The following is a 22844-nucleotide window of genomic DNA, read 5'->3' on the forward strand; positions in this document are numbered from 1 at the left end:
GCCTCTATCACTTTTGATGGAGAAAAAAAAAAGCCAGCTAACTACATAATTCCTGCTACCTTTTTCCAAGCACTTTCTCCTGCTGTAAAAAAAGTGGCTCAACCTATCGTTGAAAAAGTTGAAAAAACTAAAGTTGAAAAAGTTGAAGAACCAAAACCAATCTTAGAAAAAGTAGTTTTAAAATCTGCAGAAAGAAGAACATCATCTTTGTCATTAAAAAGTATTCATCTGAAAAAAGAAGTAAAAAAATCTGCTGTTGAAGAAAATTATGATAATCATCCAAAAGAACTTTTTACAGAAAAAAAACTACAAGAATATTGGGATATTTATCATCAAAAAATGATTGCGAAAGGTGAGAATAATATGGCTACAGCATTAGGTGTTAGCAAACCAAAATTAAAAGATAACTTCTTGATTGAATTAAACTTACCTAGCGATTTAATAGAAGGCCATTTTAAAGAAGGTAGAACAAAATTTATTAAATATTTAAGAAGTTCTTTAAATAATTATGGTTTATTTATAAAAATAATTATCGATAAAACTATAGAAGAAAAAAAGGCCTATGGCAATGTTGGTAAATACAAAATTTTAGTGCAGAAAAATCCTTTATTAGAGCAATTAAGGCAAACCTTTGAGTTGGATTTATGATTTTATTTTTGGTTTAAAATCATAAATTATTTTTTTTCCAAGATAAGCTATTACTAAATCTTTCTTTTCAATACCTTCTTTTTCAAACTCAGCAATTAGATAAATATCCTTTCCTTTTTCGATAAAAATAGGTACGGATTTTTCTTCTTTTGCTAAAAGTTCGAGCATTTTCTCTAATTCTTCATTGCCTTTTATCTTCACTTCATGTATTGTTGGATTTTCGCGGTAAGCTTCAATTAATTTTATATAATCGTCTTTTGGCGTAAAGAAACCTTCTCTGTCTTTATCTGATGCGTTTATAGCTTCTAAAGAAGATGCCAATCTAAAGGAACCATGTTCTCCAAAAATTTTAGAAAAACTGTTTACAGCATATTTGTTTACTTCATCACTACCTGTCATCGCAATCAAATATCCCACATCATTTAATTCTATATTATCTCGTAATTCATCATCATAAATATTTACGTCAAGTGCCTCTAAATCATCATCTAAAGCTTGTCTAATGTAGTTTTTATTTGAATCTATTAACACTACTCTTTTTCCTTTGTCTCTTAAAAAACTTGCTATTAGTCTGGCTGGATCAGAAGCACCAACAATTAATATTCCATTAGAACTTTTAAGAAATACACCCACCATTTTTGCAAATAATCTGGCTGTTGTTGCATTTAAAAGCACAGTCCCTAAAACAATTGTAAAAACTAAAGGTGTTATATATTCTGCACCATCTACTCCTTGTTTTAAAAGTTTGCTTCCAAATAATGATGCGATTCCAGCTGCTACAATTCCTCTTGGGCCAACCCAACTAATAAATAATTTTTCATTCAGTTTTAATTTAGAATTAAATGTGCTTGCAAAAACAGCCAAAGGTCTAATTATAAAAACTACAATTGCAAATAAGGCAGCAGTTTTCCATGTATAAAGCAACATTAAATCTTCCATATCGATGTTTGCCGACAACAAAATAAATAAGATTGAGATGAGCAATACACTCAAAGATTCTTTAAAATAGAGCAACTCTTTAATGTTTTCTAGTTTTCCATTTCCTAAAACCATTCCCATTACTACAACTGCTAAAAGTCCAGATTCGTGAGCAAATACTTCAGATTCTACAAAAACTAATAAAACTGCTGACAGAGAGACTACGTTTAACAAATAATGAGGAATTAATTTTCTATTAATTGCATATGCTAAAGCATGTGCAAAAGTGAATCCGAAAGTTGTTCCAAATAATAAAATTTTACCAAATTCAATTAATGCTGTTTTGGTAAAACCTCCATCTCCACCAACACTAATAAATTCAAAAACCAATACTGCAACCAAAGCGCCTATTGGATCTATTAAAATTCCTTCCCATTTTAAAACGGTAGAAATATCTCTTTTTAAAGGGATATTTCTTAGAATTGGAGTGATTACTGTTGGCCCAGTAACAATGATTAAACCTGAGAATAAAAACGATAATTCCCAACCTAAACCAAATATTAAGTGCGCAATAATTCCAGCTCCAAAAAAAGTGATTGCAGATCCCAAAGTAATTAGCTTTGTAATTACAGGTCCTACATTTTTAATTTCATTTCTTTTTAAGGTTAAACCTCCTTCAAATAAAATAATACTAATTGCAAGCGATACAAAATAGTATAAATAATCTCCTGGAAATAAACCTTTTTCTCCATTCCATATTGGCTCAATCCATTTAGAACCATCTTCGCTTAAATAAGTTTCTGCTACTGGCCCAACTAACAACCCAATTAAAATTAAAGGTAAAATTGCAGGGATTTTAAATTTCCATGCAACCCATTGTGCCAATATTCCTAAAATGATAATTCCTGCTAATTCTAACATATTTCCTTAAATCTATTGAGCTAGTAAATTTAAGAATGTTTACGCATCATAAAAATTAAAAGTATAGTTTTTTTTCATTCCTATAAAGTTTGGTATCTTGTGCCACTAACTGCACCTAAAATCTTTTTTTGCCAAAATTTGACAAATTACTTATCGGAATCGCTTTTTCACCTAATTTAAAACCAAACCTATTTGAAGCTATAAGGTTAGCTAATATGTTTGATTCAGAGTTAGTTGTTGTTCATGTTGGCTTAGAATCTAAAGAAAAAAAAGCAAGAATAAATTCACTTTTAGAAGAAGTAGAGCCTTTAAAAAAACCGTTTACCATTATTTTTCAGCAAGGAAAACCTGTGCATGTTATTTTAGCGATTTGTAAAAATGAGAAAATAGATTTATTGATTTTAGGAGCCTTGCAACAAGAAAATTTATATACATATTATGTTGGCTCTATAGCTCGAAAAATTACAAGAAATTCACCTTGTTCTGTACTTTTATTAATTAAACCTTCTATTAAAAGAGTGCCTTGTAATCATATAGTAGTTAACGGTTTAGAAGATGGAAAAACTGAACAAACTATAAAAACCGCTTTTGTAGTTTCTAATTATTTAAATTGCAAAAAAATTACGATTGTAGAAGAAATTAAAGAAGAAGAATTACATGTTATTGTAAATGATGATAAATCTCTAAGAAAAGCAAATATTATAAAAGAAAGGCTAAGAAACAGAGAAAACAGGCGTATAAACACTATTTTAAAAGAAATCGATTGTACTGACATTCATATAAAAATGCAAAGTATTTTTGGCAAAAGAGGATATTCTATTGGGCATTATGCAAAAATTAAAAGAGCAGACTTGTTAGTAATGAGTGCTCCAAAAAAATCCAGCTTATTAGATAGAATTTTCCCTCATGATTTAGAATACATCTTATTTGAATTACCTACAGATGTTTTAATTGTAAAATAAATGAAAAAACAAGGTACATTTAAAACATTTTTATCAGAAATACCGAAAAATTTATTTGCTGGTTTTGTGGTTTCTTTAATTGCACTTCCTTTAGGTTTAGGCTTGGCTTTAGCTTCTGGGGCTCCACCAATTTCTGGAATGATTGCAGCAATTGTAGGTGGTATTGTAGTTTCTTTAATTGGTGGTTCTCATGTTACAATTACAGGTCCTGGAAATGGTTTGGTTGTAGTTATACTTGCAGCAATTACAACTTTAGGAAATGGAGATATGCAACAAGGTTTTTTATACACTTTAGCCGCCATTGTTGTCTCTGGAATTATTATGATTATGCTCGGTTTTTTAAGAATGGGTTCTTTAGGAGATTTCTTTCCATCTTCAGCAATACAAGGAATGTTGGCTGCTATTGGTATTGGAATTTTTGCCAAACAAATACATGTAATGTTTGGAAATATAGAGGCAAAAGGAAGTATAATTGATCTTCTTATACAAATCCCTAAAGGAATTATCAACTTTATAAAAACAGATAATTCTAGTGTTTTTTATGCTGGCTTGGTTGGTATTATTAGTTTGCTGATTATGATTTTTTATAGCAAAATTAGAAACAGATACTTTAAGCTCATCCCTGCTCCTATGTGGATTGTACTTTTAAGCATTGGTTTGTATTTGTATTTTGATTATTTTTCTGCTTCAAAGTATCCTATTGATAAAAGTTTACTTATTAATTTACCTGATGATATTTTATCAAACTTTGCTTTTCCTAACTTCGGAAAAATATATGAAATTAACTTTATAAGCGCAGTAATTAGCATCACTTTAATTTCAAGTATAGAAAGTCTATTAAGTATAAAAGCTGTAGATAAATTAGATACTCTAAAAAGACGTTCTAACGTAAATAAAGATATTAGAGCTCTAGGAATTGCAACTGTTATTAGTGGTTTTTTAGGAGGATTAAATGTTGTTACAGTAATTGCAAGAAGTTCTGTAAATGTAAATAATAAAGGCAGTAACAGATCTGCAAACTTTTTTCATGCTACTTTTTTGATCTTATTTATACTTCTATTTGCAACAGAATTGCGTAAAATTCCTTTGCCAGCATTAGCTGCTATTTTAGTCTATACAGGTTATAAGTTGGCTTCACCTAAGAATATTAGAAAAGTTTTTAGAGTTGGTAAAGAACAATTAATTATATTCTTAATTACTTTATTTACAACAATTTCAACAAGCTTAATTATTGGGATTTTAGTGGGTATTATTGCAACTTTTATCATTCATATTATTATCAATAAAAATGCGAAGTTGTTTTTTAAAAATGCTTTAAAGCCTAATGTTTTAATGTTTAAAGAAGATAATACGTTTTATGTGAGTGTCAAGAATTTTTCTAGTTTTCTTAATTACATAAAGTTAAAAGAGAAGATAAACCAAATACCAGAAAATCAAGAAGTTATTATAGATTTTTCGTTATGCGATTTTGTAGATGATTCTGTCATGGAAAACATGAGCAATTATGCAGAAAGCTTTGCCAGAAAAGGTGGACATTTTGAAATAATTGGATTGGATGAAACTAAATCTGTAAATAACCATCCTTTTGCTTTGCGAAAAATAATTCCAAAACAAATTAATTCTATTGGTAAGTTCTTAACAAAAAGACAAAAATCTATTGAAAATATTAGTAAAGAAATGCATTGGAAATATGATGCTTTTTCTGATTTAGAAATGGAAGAACTTCCCACTTTTGGATACTTTAAAACAAAGAGAATTGAAAAAGTTTCTAATGTACTTTCTAATGAGAATTGCACCATTTTTGATGCTCATTTTTCTGAAGGCGAATTAATTACCAAAGAAGACATTAAAGCAACAATGTTACATATTCATACCAAAACTGAAATTCCAGATTTCACATTAGACAAAGAAGGTCTCTTTGAGCATATTTTGCATATTGTAGGTTATGGAGATATTGATATTGACAATCATCCAGATTTTAGCAAACGCTTTTATTTATCTGGTAAAAATGAAGAAAAAATTAGAGATTTCTTTAAAGATGATTTAATTTTATTTTTCGAAAGCAACAGACAATATCATATAGAAGCTTCTAAAAACGGATTGTTAATTATTGGAAACGAACGTTTAGCAAGTGTAAAAGAAATAAAAGCACTCGCCTATTTTGGCATTGGTTTACAAAAAAACATTGGATAAAAAATTAGATGGTAAAAACTCTAACTTTCTTATTCTTTAAACGAACATTGTTTAATTCTTCGACCAATTTACCTGCTTCAGAAACTGGTACAGCAACAAATGCACAATCTTGTTTTAATTCTATAACACCCAATTGATCCTTACTTAAATTGCCTTGTTTAAAAAATAAACCTGCAATATCACCTTTCGAAATTTTATCTTTTCTACCTCCAGAAATAAATAAAGTTTCCCAAAAAATAGGTTTTATTTTTTCTTTATTAGAAATATCTGCATTTGTAAATCCTTTAATAAAATCTGGTAAATCTTCTTTTTGCCACTTTAAAACATAGGCAGTTCCTTTTGCATTTACTCTGGCAGTTCTTCCATTTCTATGGGTAAATTCTTCTAATCTTTCTGGCATTTCGTAATGAATAATAAATTTCATTTCTGGAATATCTATACCTCTGGCAGCCAAATCTGTAGCTACCAAAATTTGACTACTTCCATTTCTAAACTTTATCAAAGAACGCTCGCGATCTCTTTGCTCCATACCTCCAGAAAAACAACTGTGTGCTATTTTATTTTTTGATAAATAATCGCTTACATAATCGATACTATTTTTTAAATTACAAAAAATAATGCCTTGCTCATTTCCTAAATGATGTAACAAATCTAATAAAGCTTCATTTTTATTTTTTGATGAAGAAGCTACAATTTTAATATCTAATTTTTTTGATTTTTTTCCAGTCAAATAATTTAAAACGATTGGGTTTTTCAAGTTTACAAAATCTGGAACATCTGCATCTTGAGTTGCTGATGTTAGAATACGTTTTTCGATATTTGGTAATTGATTGATAATACCTCTCATTTCATACTCAAAACCAACTTCTAAAGATTTATCAAACTCGTCTAAAATTAACGTTTTAATGCTGTCTTTAGAAAAACGATCGTTTGCAAAATGATCGGAAATTCTTCCTGGAGTTCCAATTAAAATACTTGGAGTGTGTTTTATTTCTATTTTATCTTTAGCCATAGAACGACCTCCATACACTGCATTTACTTTAAAGCCTGTGCCCATTTCTCTTATTACCTGCTCAATTTGAATGGCTAATTCTCTAGATGGAACTAAAATTAAAACCTGAATATCTTCATTATCTGCATCAATTAATTTTAATGTTGGCAGTAAAAAAGCTAGGGTTTTTCCTGTTCCTGTTGGAGAAAGAATAATAGTGTTGTTATTTTGTTCAATTACAGAAATGGCTTCCTTTTGCATTTCATTTAACTCGTAGATATTTAGCTTTGCTAAAATTTCTTCTTCACTCTTAATCATATTTGCCATAATATTTGCGCTCTGTAAACCTTAAATTCTCTTTAAATCTTTGCCAAAGATAGTTAGTCTTTTATCAATAAAGAATTTAAATTTTTTACTTTTGCATTTCAAAACAAAACAATGCTAGGCTTACAATTCGAAACTGAAACTTCTTGGGCAGAAATTGCCAAAGTTAATTTGGAACAAATATTAACAGATCATGCTTTTTTAGAGCAAAAAGCAGCCTCTAATGCTGTTTCTATTATTATAAATTATTCTGAAGAAACAGAACTCGTTAAAGAAATGAGCAATATTGCTATCGAAGAAATGCAACACTTTAAAATGGTGCATTTATTAATGGTAAAACGTGGAATGGTTTTAGGACGCGAACAAAAAAACGATTATGCTGTGCGTTTGCAAAAGTTTTTCCCAAAAACAAAAGATAGAACAGATGCTTTAATTCAGCGTTTATTAGTTGCTGCGCTTATTGAAGCTAGAAGTTGCGAACGTTTTAAGGTGTTTTCTGAAAATATGGAAGATGAAGAGCTAAAAAAGTTCTATAAAAATTTGATGATTTCTGAAGCAAATCATTACACAACATTTTTACAATTTGCTCGCAAATATCAAAACAGGAAAATTGTTGATGAAAAATGGAACGCTTTGCTTATCTTTGAGGCTGATTTAATGAAAGATAGAGGGAATTTAGCCAAAATTCATGGTTAAGTTTTTTGTATCAATTAATATACATACATGTTTTACTTATTAAAATTTTCTGAAATATCCATTATTCTTAGTGTAACTTATATCTGGAATAAATTTGCACTTAAAAAAGTTGCAACTGTGATAAATGATGAAAATGACAATGAGTCTGAAAATAAATATTCTTCTTTTAATTTCTTATTAGATAACTTTAATTTCTTAAAATATACTTCCTATTTTTACTGGTTCATTGCTATAATTGTATCTATATTATTGGTAATAAACTAAACTTAAGTTATGTTTTCTAAGGAAGAAGCTTCTCTTTTAAGACGAGAATTTTGGACTAGTTTCGGAAAATCTTTCCCAAGAAAATGGTTACTTTATAACACAAAAATTAAAGGCTTTGCTTTTAAATTTGTGGCCGATAAAAAAAAAGCACTGGTTTGTTTAGACTTTGAACATCCAGAAGATATTGCGAATGAACTTCTTTATGATCAATTACTCTCGTTAAAAAATTTACTCGAAACAGATTATTTACCCAACGTTGTTTTTGATGATAATTATCAATTAGAAAATGGTAAAATTATTAGAAGAATTTATGTAGATTTTGATGGTAAATTTAGCATCTACAATAAAAATACTTGGAGAGATTGTTATGAGTTTTATGTGGAAACCATGAGCCAATTTGAATTGTTTTTTTATGAGTTTGAAGATTTTATTAAACAAGCTATTTAATTATTCTAATTTCTAAAAACTTTATAAATACGCTGCGTTAAGGATTGAAGCGTTTGTTTGAGCTCTTTTTTGCCAATACTCTTAATGTCTTTCTTAAAATGTTAAAATATTTTGTTAAGCAATTGACTATTTAAAATAAAAAAAAAAAGCGAGTGCGAAAAGCCTGACTTTTTCCTGAATGCTTTCAGGAAAAAGGAACGCCCAAAAAAAAATCGTCAATAAAAAATTGACGATTTTAATTCAAATAAATATATAAATTCTAGTTTATAATTTTCATCGAAAATGGATAATTGGGTTCTTCGTTATTGCTTACTTTTATAGCATTTATAATAGGAAATATCAAGTAAAAAATACCTAAAACTATTAAACCAATAATACCCAAACCTAAAAGTAAAATTAAAGGGATACAGATTAAAACATAGATAAACATCGATATTCTAAAGTTTAAAATTGCTTTTCCATGAGCATCCATATCTATCACCTCATCTTTTTTTAAGAGCCATAAAATTAAAGGAACTACAAAACCCCCAATACCAGATACAAAATCTAATAATTGGCTCAAATGTGTAAATATTAATAGTTGTCTGTTTTCTTTCATGATTTTTAAATGTTGGTTCGTATATATAAGACGTGTAATTTGTTAAATTGTTACAAAAAAATTAGAATACCAGCTCTACAAAGTGCAACCCTTTTTCTTTTTGTCATCAATTCTTTACGTATTTTTGCAATATGATTAAAAATGATACCATTATTGCCTTAGCAACACCTTCTGGAATTGGTGCAATTTCGGTTATTAGAATTTCTGGTTCAGAGTCTATTACTTTGGTTGATTCTTTTTTTAAGTCTGTAAAAAAGGGTAAATCATTAAAAAATCAGAAAACACATACCATTCATCTTGGTCATATTGTTGATAATGATATTATTTTAGATGAAGTTTTGGTGTCTGTTTTTAAAAATCCGAATTCTTATACAGGTGAAAATGTGGTAGAAATTTCTTGTCATGGATCTAGTTTTATTCAGCAAGAAATTATTCAGCTATTTTTAAAAAATGGTTGTAGAATGGCTGATAATGGTGAATTTACCATGCGTGCATTTTTAAACGGAAAGATGGATTTAAGCCAAGCTGAAGCTGTGGCAGATGTAATTGCATCGAATTCAGTTGCCAGTCATCAAATGGCCATTCAGCAAATGCGTGGTGGAATTGCAAACGAATTAAAAGAATTACGTGCACAGTTATTAGATTTTGCTGCTTTAATTGAGTTAGAACTCGATTTTTCTGGAGAAGATGTAGAATTTGCAGACAGAACAAAGTTTAAAGAACTCGTTTCAAAAATTACGTTTGTTTTAAAAAGATTGATAGATTCTTTCGCTTTTGGAAATGCTATGAAAAATGGAATTCCTGTTGCTATTATTGGCGAACCAAATGTTGGGAAATCTACTTTATTAAACGCTATTTTAAACGAAGAAAAAGCAATCGTTTCCGATATTGCAGGAACTACAAGAGATGCTATTGAAGATGAAATTAGTATTGATGGAGTTGTCTTTCGCTTTATAGATACTGCAGGAATTAGAGAAACAAAAGACATTATAGAAAGTATTGGTATTAAAAAAGCGTATGAAAAAGCTGATAATGCACAATTAATTATTTTCTTAATTGATTCTAATAAATACACCTATTCAAGTGAAGATTTTTTACAGGAAATTATAACGATAAAAGATCGTTTTCCTAAAAAACGTTTGTTGGTTATTGCCAATAAAATTGATACTTTATCTTGCCATGATTCGGCTATTTTACAATCAGAAATTGAGAACCTAATTTTACTTTCTGCCAAACAAAAAATAGGGATTGAAGAATTAAAGAAAGAATTAACTTCATTGGTTAATATTGGTGCATTAAGTAATAACCAAACTATTGTTACCAATTCTCGTCATTTCGAAGCTTTAAATAATGCTTTAAAAGCAATTACATCAGTAAAACAAGGTATTGATTTGGAAATTTCTACAGATTTATTTTCTATAGATATTCGAGAATGTTTGCGTCATTTAGGCGCAATTACAGGAGATTATGATGTTGATAAAGATATTTTAGGACATATTTTTTCTAATTTTTGTATTGGAAAGTAAATGACAACTAAAGACATTTTAGGTGATTTTTCAATAATTGGCACCAATCAAAATGGGTCTGAAGAAACGTATAAAGGTTCTCTTTCTTTAACTTTAGATGATCAAAATAGAATTACTGCTAAATGGCTCATCAATAAAAGTCAAGAACAATTTGGAGTTGGTTTTTTTAAGAATAACATTTTAGTCATCAACTTTAATTACCAAGGAGATGAAAATTCTATGTATTATGGTACAGTAGTTTACAAATGTTTAAACAAAGATATTTTAGAAGGTTTTTGGTCGGAAGAATTTGGAAACCCTAATTTTTTAGGTAGCGAAAATTGTTTTCGAATGAAAGATGAAGTTCTAAATTAAATTTTTAATGACAAACTTTCACAGCTTCTGAAGCCAATTCTAAAACTGGCTTTGGAGAAACATAAGGTATTCCTAATCCTAAACCTCTTACTATAAAAAGAACTCCAATAAAAACAACTAAAACAGGTATCGCTTTTTGAATATTTTTTCTAAAATTACCTTTTGTAAAATTGCCTAAATACACAAAAGCCGTCATTAAAGGAATGGTACCCAAACCAAACAAAAACATATAGAAACTTCCTGTAAAAGCGTTCGAGGTTGTTAAGGCTCCAAAAACTGCCATATAAACCAAGCCACAAGGTAAAAATCCGTTTAAAAAACCGATAGTGAAAAAAGTGTCATTTCCTTTCTTTTTAAGTTCTGCACCTAAAGAATTTTTTACTTTTAAAATAATTTTACTGATGCTTTTTGATAAAGATAATTTTTGAAAAATCTTTGGAAATAAAATAACAACAATCATTAAAACTCCAACAAGTATAGAAAGCTGTTGTTGAAATCCGAATAAATAAAAACCTTTCCCTAAAAAACCAAAAAGCAAACCTATAAAGCTGTAAGTAAATAATCTACCTAAATGATAACTTAAAATTTGAAAGAATCCTTTTGTTTTATTTGTTCTATCAATTGGTAACATAAAAGCAATTGGACCACACATACCTATGCAATGAAAACTGCCTAATAAACCAAATATAATTGCTGATAATAACATTAATAAATCAATTCTTTTTTAAATAAATAATCAGTATTTTTATGTTTCCAAAAAATTTTAATGTTCCAGCGACCATCTAATAAACGATTCTCAGGCACGAGCAAATATGTATTAGAAATTGAAATAGGTAATTCAAAATCTAACTGTTTATTAGATGGTCTATAAAGGAACACTTTTCCTTCTACTTTTTCATTATTAAATTTGTTCGGAATCTTAATGAGCAAGCCTTCACTATTTTTCTGTACAGTTACTTTTTCTGTTAATTGATTTAGATTCTTTTCTGCATTTATTTCTTGCTGATAATTTAATTCTGCTTGATAATATTTTTCTGTTACCAAATCATAACTATATTTTTTATCTGTACTCATAGTTATTACGAAATACATTATAAATGCAATAAAAGCAATGATGGTTACTACAATTCCTGTTCCCCAATTAAATTTCATAATTTCTATTTTTTATTTGAGATTTCAACTATCATCGAAATAACAACTTCTTTCTTTAAAAGCTCAGATTCTAACTAAACTATTTATAACTTCTTGGCCCAAGAAAATTGGTTTCTGTGGTTTCAATTAATTTATCTCCACTAAAAACTCCAATTTCTATATCCATATTATCACCTTTTAAAACGGACTCGTTTAATTCTATAAATAAGGTTCCTTCTGCTGAACCTTGTTTAGGAATTGTAAAATTATGATTTGAAACTAGTTTAATTTCACCTTTATGAGATAAAATTTTATAGCTAACATTTTGTATATCTTTAGTAGTTTTATTGATTACTTTATAGGTATAAACATTGCTGATTATATTATTTTCTTTGTGTTGATATAATTGACCTGGTAAACGTAAAATACTGGCTTCTACATCATTTCTTAAAAATAGCATTCCAGTTAAAATTCCAATTAAAATTAATAAAACAGCTGAGTATCCTTTAATTCTTGGTGTTATTTTAAAAGGTTGTTTTTTAACAATTTCATCTTCGCTTGCGTATCTAATTAATCCTTTTGGTAAGTTGATACTTTCCATAATATGATCGCATTCGTCTATGCAAGCTGTGCAATTTACACACTCTAATTGCGTGCCATTTCTAATATCAATACCTGTTGGACAAACAACCACACATTGTTTACAATCGATACAATCTCCTTTTCCTAAAACCTCTCTATTTTCATCTTTTTTAAATTTAGAACGCCCCAAATCTCTCTCTCCACGTTTATGATCGTAAGCAACATTTATGGTTTTATCATCTAATAAAACGCCTTGCAATCTGCCATAAGGACAGGCAATAATGCAAACTTGCTCTCTAAACCAAGCAAACACAAAATAGAATACGCTTGTAAAAATAATTAATGAAATGAGTGTGTTTATATTATCTAAAGGGTTACCTGTGATATAGCTGATTACTGTATCTCCTCCAATTAAATAGGCTAAAAAAACGTTTGCAATAATAAAAGAAATCACAAAGAAAATAAACCATTTTAATAATCTCTTTTTAATCTTTTCTGCATTCCAAGGTTGTTTGTCTAAACGTATTTGTTTTCCTCTATCGCCATCAATCCAATATTCAATTTTTCTAAAAACCATTTCTAAAAAAATGGTTTGAGGACAAATCCATCCACAGAAAAGACGACCAAAAACTACCGTAAATAAAATAACAAAAACAACGCCTGTAATCATTGAAATGACTAACAAATGAAAATCTTGTGGCCAAAAAGGAAATCCGAAAATATTAAATCGTCTCTCTAAAACATTAAATAGTAAAAACTGATTTCCGCTTATTTTCACAAATGGTGCTAACAATAAAAAAGCAAGTAGAAAATAGCTTACATAAGTTCTGTATTTGTAGAACTTTCCACTCGGCTTTTTAGGAAACACCCAAGAACGCTTACCCTCTTTATTGATGGTTCCAATACTATCTCTAAATTGCTCGTTATTGGTAGATTCCATTTCAACTATTAAAAAATATCTTATTCAGTTTCCTTATTCTTAACTTCAATTACTTCTTCAATAACTTCAGTTTTTACTTCTTCAGTTTCGGGGGCAGATCCATCCATCCACTTTTCACCATCTGGTGCTTTTCCTGCTGCTGGTGTTGTGCCTTGTAATGAAAGCACATAACTTGCTACTTTAGCAATATCATCTGTTTTTAGTGTTTTGTTCCATGCAATCATTCCTTTTCCATCTCTACCTCCATTGTAAATTGTGTTAAAAACATTTTTTATTCCTCCACCAAGAATCCAATATTCATCTGTTAAATTCGGGCCAATAGAACCTCCACCATCAGCTAAATGACAAGAAGCACAGTTTAAATTAAAAACTGCTTTCCCTCTTTTTAAAGCGCCTGCATCTGTTAATAATTCTACATTATCTGCAGTTATTAAATCAGTTGCTGTTGCTTTATATTTATCAATTTCCATTCTAGCTTCTGCAACTGCTTGCTGATATTCCATTTCTGGACTTGGTCCATCCATAACTTCAAAACGAACTAAATACACAACAGCAAATAATATTGTTGCATAAAACATATACACCCACCAAGGAGGAAGTGCGTTGTCTAATTCCTTAATTCCATCGTAATTATGATCCAGAATAATTTCTTGTTCCTGTTCGATTGCTTTTGTCTTTGTCCAAGATTTTAAGATTTTTTGAAGCCAAGCATTTTCAGGTTCTGGAACAATACCATCTTTTTCGTTTTGTAATTCTTTTGCTCTAGAAATTGCCATATTATTTACAACTTCTTTTAAAATAATTACAGTTACAAAACCAATCAATGCTAACCAAACCAAAGGATTTTCATAAAAACTAAATGGATTTTGATACCCTATAAAAGCCTTCACAAGTGCAAAGAATGTAACTAATACAAATAGTATATAAACTGTAGATTGAATCTTTTTTTTCATCGTATTTCTTTTTTATTGATCTAAAGGAATGTTACTAACCTCATTGATATATTCTTTTTTTGCTGAAAATACCCACCAAAATAAGACTACAAAAAAGGTGAAGAAGATAATTAAGGATATGAGTGGGTATATTTCTATGCCTGCAATACTTTCCATGTGATTTTTTACAAATTTTAGCATATTCTTATTTTTTAGAAATTTGTTGTTCGTCTTTTACTTTAATATCTGTTCCTAACCTTTGAATGTATGCAATGATTGCCACAATTTCTCTGTCTTTCATTTCTACAAACTCTTGCCCATTATCTTTGGCAAACTTTTTATCGGCTTCGTAATTTTTAGCAAAGTCTGGATCTTGATATAAATTTTCTTCAATTTGTTTTCCTTGAGCATCCATTAAAGCAAAAGCATTTGCAATCTCCTCATCTGAATAAGGAACCCCTAATGATACCATTACTTGCATTTTATCTGCAGTAGATGACTTATCTAGCTTATTTCTAATCAGCCATTTATAAGAAGGCATTATAGAACCTGGGGACGTGCTTTGAGGATCGTACATGTGATTTAAGTGCCAGCTATCAGAATATTTTGCACCAATTCTGTGTAAATCTGGACCAGTACGTTTACTTCCCCATAAAAATGGATGATCGTATACAAACTCACCAGCTTTTGAGTATTCTCCATAACGTTCTACTTCACTTCTAAATGGTCTTACCATTTGCGAATGACATCCCACACAACCTTCTCTAATGTATAAATCACGTCCTTCTAATTCTAGAGGTGTATATGGTTTTACACTGCTAATTGTTGGTATGTTCGATTTTACTAACAAAGTTGGAATTATCTGAACAACACCTCCAATTAAGATGGCAACTGTTGCGTATAAAGTTAATCTTACTGGTTTTCTTTCTAACCAAGTATGGTAGCCTTCACCCTTTGTTCTGTATTTAGAAACTTTTGTTAAAGCTGCTGCTTCTGCTAACTCATCTTCTACTCCACTGCCTTGCTTCACAGTTCTAACAACATTGTATAGCATTACAATTGCACCAATAATATACATGGTTCCACCAATGGCACGCATCCAATACATTGGAATTATTTCATTTACAGTCTCTAAAAAGTTACCATAAGTCAGAGAACCATCAGGATTAAATTGTTTCCACATAGAAGCTTGTACAAAACCAGCAACATACATAGGCAAAGCATATAAAATAATACCCAAAGTTCCTATCCAGAAATGGAAATTGGCTAACCCTTTAGAAAATAAAGTGGTTTTAAACATTCTTGGAATCATCCAATATAACATACCAAAGGTGAAGAAACCATTCCAAGCTAACGCACCAACGTGAACGTGAGCAATAATCCAATCAGAAAAATGGGCAATAGCATTTACATTTTTAAGTGATAACATAGGTCCTTCAAAAGTTGCCATTCCATAACCTGTAATTGCAACGACCATAAATTTTAAAACAGGATCCGTTCTTACTTTATCCCAAGCACCTCTTAAAGTTAACAATCCATTTATCATTCCTCCCCAAGAAGGAGCTATTAACATAACAGAAAAAGCAACTCCTAAATTTTGAGCCCAATTTGGTAAAGAAGTATATAATAAATGATGAGGACCTGCCCAGATATATATAAAAATTAACGACCAAAAGTGCACTATAGAAAGTCTGTAAGAATAAACTGGTCTGTTTGCTGCTTTCGGTACAAAGTAATACATCAACCCTAAAAAAGGTGTGGTTAAGAAAAATGCAACTGCATTATGTCCATACCACCATTGGACAAGTGCATCTTGCACTCCTGCATATACTGAATAACTTTTTAAGAAACTTACAGGTAATGCTAAACTGTTAAAAATATGCAATACTGCAACCGTCACAAAAGTTCCTAAATAGAACCAAATAGCTACATATAAATGACGTTGTCTTCTTTTAAGAATTGTCCAAATCATATTTACACCAAAAGCCACCCAAACCAAAGCAATCATAATATCTATAGGCCATTCTAATTCTGCATATTCTTTAGAACTTGTATAACCTAATGGAAGCGTAATTGCAGCAGCAACGATTATTAATTGCCATCCCCAGAAATTAAAATTACTAAGAAAGTTACTAGCCATTCTTGCTTTTAATAATCTCTGAAGCGAATAATAAACCCCTGCATAAATAGCATTCCCTACAAAAGCAAAAATTACAGCATTTGTATGTAAAGGTCTTAAACGTCCAAAACTTAACCACGAAATTCCGTCTGTAACATTTGGGAATAAAAACATAAATGCCAACAATAAACCCACAGAGAATCCTACAATTCCCCAAAGTAATGTTGCGTAAATGAATTTTTTTACGATTTTATTATCGTAATAAAACTGTTGCATTTCCATAATTTGAATCTAATTTTTAGTTGATTTCTTATTTTCTTTTACTAACTCATCATCAAACAGCATACGAACTGAGGGCGTATATGAATCATCATATTGTCCACTTTTTACTGAATAAATAAATGCAATAAAGAATACAATTGCCACTAAAATACTTAGTGTTAGCAGTAGGTATATTACGCTCATATCTTGCCTGATAATTTGATGAATCAAAAGTAAGATTGATGCAATTCTTAAAATATGACATTTGTCATGTTTCTTAAAAAAATGTTAAGATTTTTGCTTTAAATGGTTTGTAAAAAAAGTTGATTTGCTGGTTTATTTTCCAATAAATGAACATCAAAAGCCATGCAAATGTTTCAATTCAGGTTTCTTCAACTTTATGCATTTTTTGTAATGTGCTTATGACAAGCACAAAACGTACATAAACTCTCACAAAATGGCAAATGAATGTATAAACTAATCCCTTCTTTTCGATTACTTTCTGTACACGATTTTTGATAACTTTCTAACCATTTTTCTTTACCAAAAGTAGCATGATACCAAAAAGAATTGTTAAATACCTAGTATATCTTGGACCTGGAATCTTGTATTTTTTTATCAGCGATTTTGTCATTTTGTTCTCGATATAATTTTGTTTCATTCTTCAACAAACTCACTCGAACTAACAATTAAGCCAACTCTAAAGCAATTTCTACCATTTCTTTAAAAGTTTGTTCTCTTTCGTCTGTAGTTGTTCTTTCTTTGGTAACTAAACTGTCTGAAATAGTTAGAATTGCTAGTGCATTTACATTGTGTTTAGAGGCAATTGTATACAAAGCAGAGGTTTCCATCTCTACGCATAACACCCCATAATCTGCCCATTTTTTATAACTATCAAAATCATCTGCGTAAAACTCATCTGAACTTAAAATGCCACCAGCTTTTATAGGAATATTTTTTTCTTTTGCTATTTCAATTGCTTTTTGAAATAACTTAAAACTTGCAGTTGGTGCATAATCTGCTCCATTAAAACGAATGGTATTTAAACCTGAATTGGTAGACGCAGACATTGCAATTACAATATCTCGAATCTTAACCTCTTTTTGATAAGACCCAGCAGAACCGACTCTTATTAAATTTTTAACTCCATAGTCGTTTATCAATTCATGAGCATAAATTAAAGTAGATGGAATTCCCATTCCTGTTCCTTGTACAGAAATTTTTTTACCTTTATAAGTGCCTGTAAAACCTAACATTCCACGAACATCATTATAGCAAACAGGATTTTCGAAAAAAGTGTCTGCAATCCATTTTGCTCTCATTGGATCTCCAGGTAATAAAACTGTTTCTGCTATTTCTCCTTTTTTTGCTTCTATATGTATGCTCATACTAGTATTGATTTTTATCTGAAATGCCTTTTGTAACTAATAAAACTCCAGCTGAAGTTCCTAAACGAGTTACGCCCATTTCTATGTATTTATTTGCGGTTTGTACATCTTTAATTCCTCCTGATGCTTTTATTTGAGCTTTTCCATTTACAGCATTTTTCATAATTTCTACATCCTTAAAAGTAGCTCCATTTGTTCCAAAACCTGTAGATGTTTTTACAAAATCTGCACCTGCATTAACAGCTAATCTACAAGCAATTTCTATTTGTTCTTTTGATAAATAACAAGTTTCTAAAATTACTTTTAGTAGGTTTCTACCAATTGCTTCTTTTATTAATTTAATTTCCTTCTCCACATATTCATAATTAACTTCTAATAATTTTCCAATATTTAGAACCATATCTATTTCGTTAGCTCCATTTTCTATGCAATTACTGGCTTCAAAAACTTTTGCTTTTGTAGATATTGCTCCTAATGGAAAACCAATAACAGCAGCAATTTTTACATCGGTATTTTTTAGTTGCTGCTTTGCGAATTCAACAAAACATCCATTTACACAGACTGCATAAAAATTATATTTTTTAGCTTCATTACAGAGTGCAATAATTTCATTATTTGTAGCTGTTGCTTTCAGCAAAGTGTGATCTATATATTTATTAATTTCCATAATTTTTATTTAGCTTTTTACCTAATAAATTGGTAGCAAATGTTGTAAAAACAACAATACTAATCGAACTTAAAGGCATTAAAATTGCTGCAATAACAGGCATTAATTGACCTGTAACTGCAAAATACAAACCTATAAGATTGTAACATAAAGATAAGATAAATGCATATTTTATTATTTTAATTCCTTTTTTAGAAGCTATTAAAAATCCATTGATTTTTTTGAATTGTGTCGCATCTAAAATAGCATCGCAAGCAGGAGAAAATACATTTATATTTTCGGATAAAGCGATACCAACATTACTCTGAGCTAAAGCTCCTGCATCATTTAAACCATCACCAATCATGGCTACTTTTTTATTTTTTTCTTGTAATCTAGAAATAAAATTTAATTTATCTTCAGGTTTTTGATTGAAGACTAATTTTGTGTTTTTAGGAAGATTATCTTTCAAAAACTTTTTTTCTCCTTCATTATCTCCAGAAACAATTGCCAAATCATATTCGTTTTCTAGAGAATTAAAAAGTGTTGCTACCTCTTTTCTATAAGCATTTTTAAAAGTGAATTTTCCTCTGTAACCATCATTAAAACTAACATGAACAGAGGTGTCTAAATTTGTATTTTCTTTCTGGTTCTTCACAAAACCTGCAGAACCTAATTTTAAATAATCTGCATTGAATTTTACTTCAATTCCTTTGCCTACAACTTCTATATAATTTTCTATTTCTAAAGTTTCTATATCTGTAAAAGTGTTGTATAATGTTCTACTTAAAGGATGATTAGATGCTCTTAAAGCACTTTTAAAAATTCTTTTTTCTTGGTGGTTCAAAGCAATTCCAGAATACGAAACAGAAGGCTCTTTATTGGTGGTTAAAGTACCTGTTTTATCAAAAATTATGGTGTCTATATTTGCTAATTGTTCTATAACAGTTGCGTTTTTTAAGTAGAATTTCTGATTACCAAAAATACGTAATAAATTTCCTAAAGTAAATGGAGCAGCCAAAGCAATTGCACAAGGACAGGCAATAATTAATACAGCTGTAAAAACATTTAATGCTTTTGAAACATCAAAAAATAACCAAAATACAGTTGCTAAAAATGCAATTGATAAAACAAAAATTGTAAAGTTTTTACTAATCTTGTCTGTTAATGTTTTAAATGTTGATGTTTTATCTTTTTGAAAAATATCATTACTCCACAATTGGGTTAAATAACTTTGACAAACAGACGTTAAAACTTCCATTTCTATAATCCCTGAAATTTGTTTGCCACCAGCAAAAATTTTATCTCCAGAATTTTTAGCAACTGGCTCTGCTTCTCCAGTTACAAAACTGTAATCAATATTCGCATTTCCGTTTATTAAAATTCCATCTACAGGAATTAACTCTTGATTTCTTATTAATAATCTATCTCCCTTATTAATGTCATAAATCTGGACATTTTCTTCTTTTTTATCAGCCAGAATTCGAGTAACTGCTATTGGAAAATACGATTTATAATCTCGCTCAAAAGACAAGAAATTATAGGTTTTTTGTTGAAAAAATTTCCCCAATAATAAGAAAAAAACCAAACCTGTTAAACTATCAAAAAAGCCTGTTCCAAAATCGAAAATAATATCTACAGAACTTCTTATAAACAAAACAGAAACTCCAAGTGCAATTGGAACATCAATATTTAAAATTTTAGAACGCACACCTTTGTATGCTGAAATAAAATAATCTTGTGCAGCATAAAAAACCACTGGTACTGAAAAGAAAAACATTAACCATCTAAAAATATTTTTATACTGCTCTAACCAAAATTCTGATACTTCGAAATATTCTGGAAAAGAGAGAAACATTACATTACCAAAAGCGAAACCAGCAATACCTAATTTGTAAGTTAAACTTCTATCTACTTTATTTTTACCTGTTTCATAATCTTCTAAGCTTATAAATGGTTCATAACCAATAGCGTTTAATAAAGTTACAATTTCTTTTAGTGAAATACTTTCTGATTGATAGGTAATTCTTATTTTTTTCTTTGGAAAATCTACTTGAGAAGCAGTGATTTTTTTATTTAATTTATGTAAGTTTTCTAAGACCCAAATACAAGAACTACAATGTATATGAGGTATATATAAGGTTACTATTTGAGTATGATTATCATTAAAATCCAATAATTTTTCAATGATTTTATCATTTTCTAAAAAATCATATTTCCCTTGAATTTCAGCAGGAATTGCTCCTGGATTATCTTGAAAATCATAATAACAAGTTAAATCGTTTTCAGAAAAAATTTCGAAAACAGTTTTACAACCATTACAACAGAAGATTTTTTCATCAATATAAATGGTATTATCATTACAAGAATCTCCACAATGATAACAATGTGTAGTCTTCATATTTACTCTTTTGCCTAAAAACAAATTTCTAATAACTCTCTATTTTAAAATATGATATTTGTCATCTTTTCCTTATTTTTGAACAAACATTTTTTTTATGAGTAAATGCGAACAATGTATTGTGCGTCAATTTAATTCTTTTAAAGAACTATCGAAAGAAGAATTAATTAAAATGTCTAATTGTAAAACGGTTAGAACAATTAAAAAAGGCGAAATACTTTTTTCAGAGAATGAACATATTAATGGTATTTTTTGCATTAAAGATGGTGTTTGCAAAGTTTCTAAAATGAGTATTAATGGTAGAAATCAGATCATAAGCTTAGTAAGTAAAGGTAGTTTATTAGGCGAAAGAAGCTTAATTTCTAATGAAGCTTCTAACCTAAAAGCGGTTGCTTTAGAAGATATGGAGGTTTGTTTTATACCTAAAGACGAAATTATTGCAGATTTACAAAAGAACCCAAATTTTTCTATGAGTGTTTTAAAAACAATGGCAGATAATTTAAAACAAGCAGATAATTTAATTGTTGATTTGGCTCAAAAAACGGTAAAACAACGTTTGGCAGAAGTGTTAATTTATTTAAACAAAAACTATAATTTTTCTGATGATAATTTTATAGATGTTCAATTGTCTAGAGAAGATTTTGCTGATATAATTGGGGCAGCAACAGAGTCTACCATTCGTTTAATTTCAGAATTTAAAAAGAAAGGTTACATTGCTATCAAAGGTAAGAGAATTAGTGTTTTAGATGAAAATGAACTTGAAAAAGTAGCAAAAGGCTTTTAATTAAATTATTAACAAGGAGTAACTTATTAAAAATTTATCTGACAGAAGATATTTATTGATTCTGTGCATACTTACTGATAGTTTTCTTAAAAAGATTTTATACTTTTGTGCAGGCAGTTTATAAATTACATCTAAATTCTAATGAAACAATTAATTATAATTCTACTTATTATTATAGCTGGTATTATTGGCTATGGAAAATATAGTCAATACAAAAGATATAATTCTCCTGCAGTAGATTATAAGACAGAAAAAAATATCGATCTTACCTATCATAATCAAGAAACTGTTTTAAAATATAATGAAGCTATAGAAGATTTAAATAGTTTTATTATGTTGCAATGGACTGCAAATGAAATAGATGTAAGAACTCCAGAAGATGATGATATTGCCACAAAAGTAGCTGTAGAAAAGTATGCTAAGAAACTTGCCAAACTAAATTTTTATGAAAATATATTAGAAAATTCTTCCATTTTAAAAGAAAAAGGACTTTCTAATGATGAAATAAAATTTATGGAAATTAACGGATCAGATTTTGAATCCTACAAACGAAAAAAGAATTTTGACCAAATAAAAAGCCTTTTCGATCCTAAATTAAATTTATACAATGGTGAAAAAAATGCCATCGTTTTCGAAGTTCAGAAAAGATTGGTAGAATTAGGGAATGACATTCAAATAGATGGTGTTTACAGAATTGAAACCTTAAACGCAATTAAAAGTTTCGAACAAAAAAACAACCTTTTTTCAGATGGTCTTATCGATGTTTTAACTTTGGAGAAAATGTTTCAGTAGAAAAATAAAAAAGGGCTGATTTTAAA

Annotated in this window: 21 protein-coding genes and 2 pseudogenes; 9 read left to right on the forward strand and 14 right to left on the reverse strand. The window is 29.3% G+C overall.

The window, feature by feature from the left end; all coding sequences use genetic code 11:
- Positions 1–648, forward strand: a pseudogene (locus tag WAO74_RS04945) (DNA polymerase III subunit gamma/tau); the annotation flags it as partial.
- On the opposite strand, the gene WAO74_RS04950 reads toward WAO74_RS04945, so the two are convergent.
- Entirely contained in the window at positions 643–2487 is a 1845-nt protein-coding gene (locus WAO74_RS04950; RefSeq protein ID WP_422160066.1) for a cation:proton antiporter, read from the reverse strand. The pseudogene WAO74_RS04945 and the gene WAO74_RS04950 overlap by 6 nt on opposite strands.
- A 128-nt stretch (positions 2488–2615) precedes the next feature.
- Here WAO74_RS04950 and WAO74_RS04955 point away from each other — a divergent pair, with 128 nt between their 5' ends.
- Together WAO74_RS04955 and WAO74_RS04960 are read left to right on the forward strand one after the other, a co-directional pair.
- Entirely contained in the window at positions 2616–3449 is an 834-nt protein-coding gene (locus tag WAO74_RS04955; RefSeq protein WP_422160067.1) for a universal stress protein, read from the forward strand.
- A complete protein-coding gene (locus tag WAO74_RS04960) occupies positions 3450–5642 on the forward strand; it encodes a SulP family inorganic anion transporter (protein ID WP_422160068.1) in 2193 nt (730 codons plus the stop codon).
- A gap of 4 nt (positions 5643–5646) precedes the next feature.
- Here WAO74_RS04960 and WAO74_RS04965 read toward each other — a convergent pair whose 3' ends face one another.
- Positions 5647–6960, reverse strand: a complete 1314-nt coding sequence (locus WAO74_RS04965; protein ID WP_422160069.1) for a DEAD/DEAH box helicase — start codon at positions 6958–6960, stop codon at positions 5647–5649.
- Between the two features lie 111 nt (positions 6961–7071).
- Here WAO74_RS04965 and WAO74_RS04970 point away from each other — a divergent pair, with 111 nt between their 5' ends.
- Together WAO74_RS04970 and WAO74_RS04975 are read left to right on the forward strand one after the other, a co-directional pair.
- Positions 7072–7653, forward strand: a complete 582-nt coding sequence (locus WAO74_RS04970; protein ID WP_422160070.1) for a tRNA-(ms[2]io[6]A)-hydroxylase — start codon at positions 7072–7074, stop codon at positions 7651–7653.
- A gap of 273 nt (positions 7654–7926) precedes the next feature.
- Positions 7927–8364: a DUF4268 domain-containing protein gene (locus WAO74_RS04975; protein WP_422160071.1), complete on the forward strand. Its 438-nt coding sequence runs from the start codon at positions 7927–7929 to the stop codon at positions 8362–8364.
- Positions 8365–8623: 259 nt separating this feature from the next.
- On the opposite strand, the gene WAO74_RS04980 is transcribed toward WAO74_RS04975, so the two are convergent.
- Positions 8624–8962 carry a DUF4870 domain-containing protein gene (locus WAO74_RS04980; RefSeq protein ID WP_422160072.1) on the reverse strand — a complete coding sequence of 113 codons (339 nt, stop codon included), beginning with the start codon at positions 8960–8962 and terminating at the stop codon, positions 8624–8626.
- A gap of 131 nt (positions 8963–9093) precedes the next feature.
- Between WAO74_RS04980 and mnmE the strand changes: the two genes are divergently transcribed.
- Positions 9094–10488: a tRNA uridine-5-carboxymethylaminomethyl(34) synthesis GTPase MnmE gene (mnmE, locus tag WAO74_RS04985; RefSeq protein WP_422160073.1), complete on the forward strand. Its 1395-nt coding sequence runs from the start codon at positions 9094–9096 to the stop codon at positions 10486–10488.
- The gene (locus tag WAO74_RS04990) at positions 10489–10842 is read left to right on the forward strand and encodes a hypothetical protein (RefSeq protein ID WP_422160074.1); all 354 of its coding nucleotides are present in this window, start codon (positions 10489–10491) and stop codon (positions 10840–10842) included.
- A gap of 4 nt (positions 10843–10846) precedes the next feature.
- Here WAO74_RS04990 and WAO74_RS04995 read toward each other — a convergent pair whose 3' ends face one another.
- From WAO74_RS04995 to WAO74_RS05045, 11 genes and pseudogenes are all read right to left on the reverse strand, one after another.
- Positions 10847–11548, reverse strand: a complete 702-nt coding sequence (locus tag WAO74_RS04995) for a sulfite exporter TauE/SafE family protein (protein WP_422160075.1) — start codon at positions 11546–11548, stop codon at positions 10847–10849.
- Positions 11548–11994 (reverse strand): FixH family protein, encoded by a 447-nt coding sequence (locus WAO74_RS05000; protein WP_422160076.1) that lies wholly within the window; start codon positions 11992–11994, stop codon positions 11548–11550. The genes WAO74_RS04995 and WAO74_RS05000 overlap by 1 nt, the downstream gene beginning before the upstream one ends.
- Before the next feature lie 79 nt (positions 11995–12073).
- A complete protein-coding gene (gene ccoG, locus WAO74_RS05005) occupies positions 12074–13495 on the reverse strand; it encodes a cytochrome c oxidase accessory protein CcoG (RefSeq protein ID WP_422160077.1) in 1422 nt (473 codons plus the stop codon).
- Positions 13496–13515: 20 nt separating this feature from the next.
- Positions 13516–14448 carry a cbb3-type cytochrome c oxidase N-terminal domain-containing protein gene (locus WAO74_RS05010; RefSeq protein ID WP_422160078.1) on the reverse strand — a complete coding sequence of 311 codons (933 nt, stop codon included), beginning with the start codon at positions 14446–14448 and terminating at the stop codon, positions 13516–13518.
- A gap of 12 nt (positions 14449–14460) precedes the next feature.
- The gene (locus WAO74_RS05015) at positions 14461–14628 is read right to left on the reverse strand and encodes a CcoQ/FixQ family Cbb3-type cytochrome c oxidase assembly chaperone (RefSeq protein ID WP_422160079.1); all 168 of its coding nucleotides are present in this window, start codon (positions 14626–14628) and stop codon (positions 14461–14463) included.
- A 4-nt stretch (positions 14629–14632) separates the two neighbouring features.
- Entirely contained in the window at positions 14633–16828 is a 2196-nt protein-coding gene (ccoN, locus tag WAO74_RS05020; RefSeq protein ID WP_422160080.1) for a cytochrome-c oxidase, cbb3-type subunit I, read from the reverse strand.
- 9 nt (positions 16829–16837) lie between these two features.
- Positions 16838–17011: a cbb3-type cytochrome oxidase assembly protein CcoS gene (ccoS, locus tag WAO74_RS05025; RefSeq protein WP_422160081.1), complete on the reverse strand. Its 174-nt coding sequence runs from the start codon at positions 17009–17011 to the stop codon at positions 16838–16840.
- A gap of 203 nt (positions 17012–17214) precedes the next feature.
- A pseudogene (locus WAO74_RS05030) lies at positions 17215–17441 on the reverse strand (coproporphyrinogen III oxidase); the annotation flags it as partial.
- 55 nt (positions 17442–17496) lie between these two features.
- Entirely contained in the window at positions 17497–18195 is a 699-nt protein-coding gene (deoD, locus tag WAO74_RS05035; RefSeq protein WP_422160082.1) for a purine-nucleoside phosphorylase, read from the reverse strand.
- A gap of 1 nt (position 18196) precedes the next feature.
- Complete coding sequence (deoC, locus tag WAO74_RS05040; protein WP_422160083.1) at positions 18197–18862, reverse strand: deoxyribose-phosphate aldolase; 666 nt, start codon at positions 18860–18862, stop codon at positions 18197–18199.
- Positions 18852–21242 (reverse strand): heavy metal translocating P-type ATPase, encoded by a 2391-nt coding sequence (locus WAO74_RS05045; protein ID WP_422160084.1) that lies wholly within the window; start codon positions 21240–21242, stop codon positions 18852–18854. The genes deoC and WAO74_RS05045 overlap by 11 nt, the downstream gene beginning before the upstream one ends.
- A 97-nt stretch (positions 21243–21339) precedes the next feature.
- Here WAO74_RS05045 and WAO74_RS05050 point away from each other — a divergent pair, with 97 nt between their 5' ends.
- Together WAO74_RS05050 and WAO74_RS05055 are read left to right on the forward strand one after the other, a co-directional pair.
- Complete coding sequence (locus tag WAO74_RS05050) at positions 21340–22026, forward strand: Crp/Fnr family transcriptional regulator (RefSeq protein ID WP_422160085.1); 687 nt, start codon at positions 21340–21342, stop codon at positions 22024–22026.
- Between the two features lie 141 nt (positions 22027–22167).
- Entirely contained in the window at positions 22168–22818 is a 651-nt protein-coding gene (locus WAO74_RS05055; RefSeq protein ID WP_422160086.1) for a peptidoglycan-binding domain-containing protein, read from the forward strand.
- Positions 22819–22844 lie beyond the last annotated feature (26 nt).

Origin of the sequence: Polaribacter sp., assembly GCF_049276715.1 — a bacterium.
In the GTDB taxonomy this organism is placed as follows: Bacteria; Bacteroidota; Bacteroidia; order Flavobacteriales; family Flavobacteriaceae; genus Polaribacter.

What these genes read in the sequence shown, in the direction of transcription:
- WAO74_RS04950 (WP_422160066.1), bottom strand. Translation starts at nt 2,487, where the DNA reads ATGTTAGAATTAGCAGGAATTATCATTTTAGGAATATTGGCACAATGG.
- WAO74_RS04960 (WP_422160068.1), top strand. Translation starts at nt 3,450, where the DNA reads ATGAAAAAACAAGGTACATTTAAAACATTTTTATCAGAAATACCGAAA.
- WAO74_RS04965 (WP_422160069.1), bottom strand. Translation starts at nt 6,960, where the DNA reads ATGGCAAATATGATTAAGAGTGAAGAAGAAATTTTAGCAAAGCTAAAT.
- WAO74_RS04970 (WP_422160070.1), top strand. Translation starts at nt 7,072, where the DNA reads ATGCTAGGCTTACAATTCGAAACTGAAACTTCTTGGGCAGAAATTGCC.
- WAO74_RS04975 (WP_422160071.1), top strand. Translation starts at nt 7,927, where the DNA reads ATGTTTTCTAAGGAAGAAGCTTCTCTTTTAAGACGAGAATTTTGGACT.
- WAO74_RS04980 (WP_422160072.1), bottom strand. Translation starts at nt 8,962, where the DNA reads ATGAAAGAAAACAGACAACTATTAATATTTACACATTTGAGCCAATTA.
- mnmE (WP_422160073.1), top strand. Translation starts at nt 9,094, where the DNA reads ATGATTAAAAATGATACCATTATTGCCTTAGCAACACCTTCTGGAATT.
- WAO74_RS04990 (WP_422160074.1), top strand. Translation starts at nt 10,489, where the DNA reads ATGACAACTAAAGACATTTTAGGTGATTTTTCAATAATTGGCACCAAT.
- WAO74_RS04995 (WP_422160075.1), bottom strand. Translation starts at nt 11,548, where the DNA reads ATGTTATTATCAGCAATTATATTTGGTTTATTAGGCAGTTTTCATTGC.
- WAO74_RS05000 (WP_422160076.1), bottom strand. Translation starts at nt 11,994, where the DNA reads ATGAAATTTAATTGGGGAACAGGAATTGTAGTAACCATCATTGCTTTT.
- ccoG (WP_422160077.1), bottom strand. Translation starts at nt 13,495, where the DNA reads ATGGAATCTACCAATAACGAGCAATTTAGAGATAGTATTGGAACCATC.
- WAO74_RS05010 (WP_422160078.1), bottom strand. Translation starts at nt 14,448, where the DNA reads ATGAAAAAAAAGATTCAATCTACAGTTTATATACTATTTGTATTAGTT.
- WAO74_RS05015 (WP_422160079.1), bottom strand. Translation starts at nt 14,628, where the DNA reads ATGCTAAAATTTGTAAAAAATCACATGGAAAGTATTGCAGGCATAGAA.
- ccoN (WP_422160080.1), bottom strand. Translation starts at nt 16,828, where the DNA reads ATGGAAATGCAACAGTTTTATTACGATAATAAAATCGTAAAAAAATTC.
- ccoS (WP_422160081.1), bottom strand. Translation starts at nt 17,011, where the DNA reads ATGAGCGTAATATACCTACTGCTAACACTAAGTATTTTAGTGGCAATT.
- deoD (WP_422160082.1), bottom strand. Translation starts at nt 18,195, where the DNA reads ATGAGCATACATATAGAAGCAAAAAAAGGAGAAATAGCAGAAACAGTT.
- deoC (WP_422160083.1), bottom strand. Translation starts at nt 18,862, where the DNA reads ATGGAAATTAATAAATATATAGATCACACTTTGCTGAAAGCAACAGCT.
- WAO74_RS05045 (WP_422160084.1), bottom strand. Translation starts at nt 21,242, where the DNA reads ATGAAGACTACACATTGTTATCATTGTGGAGATTCTTGTAATGATAAT.
- WAO74_RS05050 (WP_422160085.1), top strand. Translation starts at nt 21,340, where the DNA reads ATGAGTAAATGCGAACAATGTATTGTGCGTCAATTTAATTCTTTTAAA.
- WAO74_RS05055 (WP_422160086.1), top strand. Translation starts at nt 22,168, where the DNA reads ATGAAACAATTAATTATAATTCTACTTATTATTATAGCTGGTATTATT.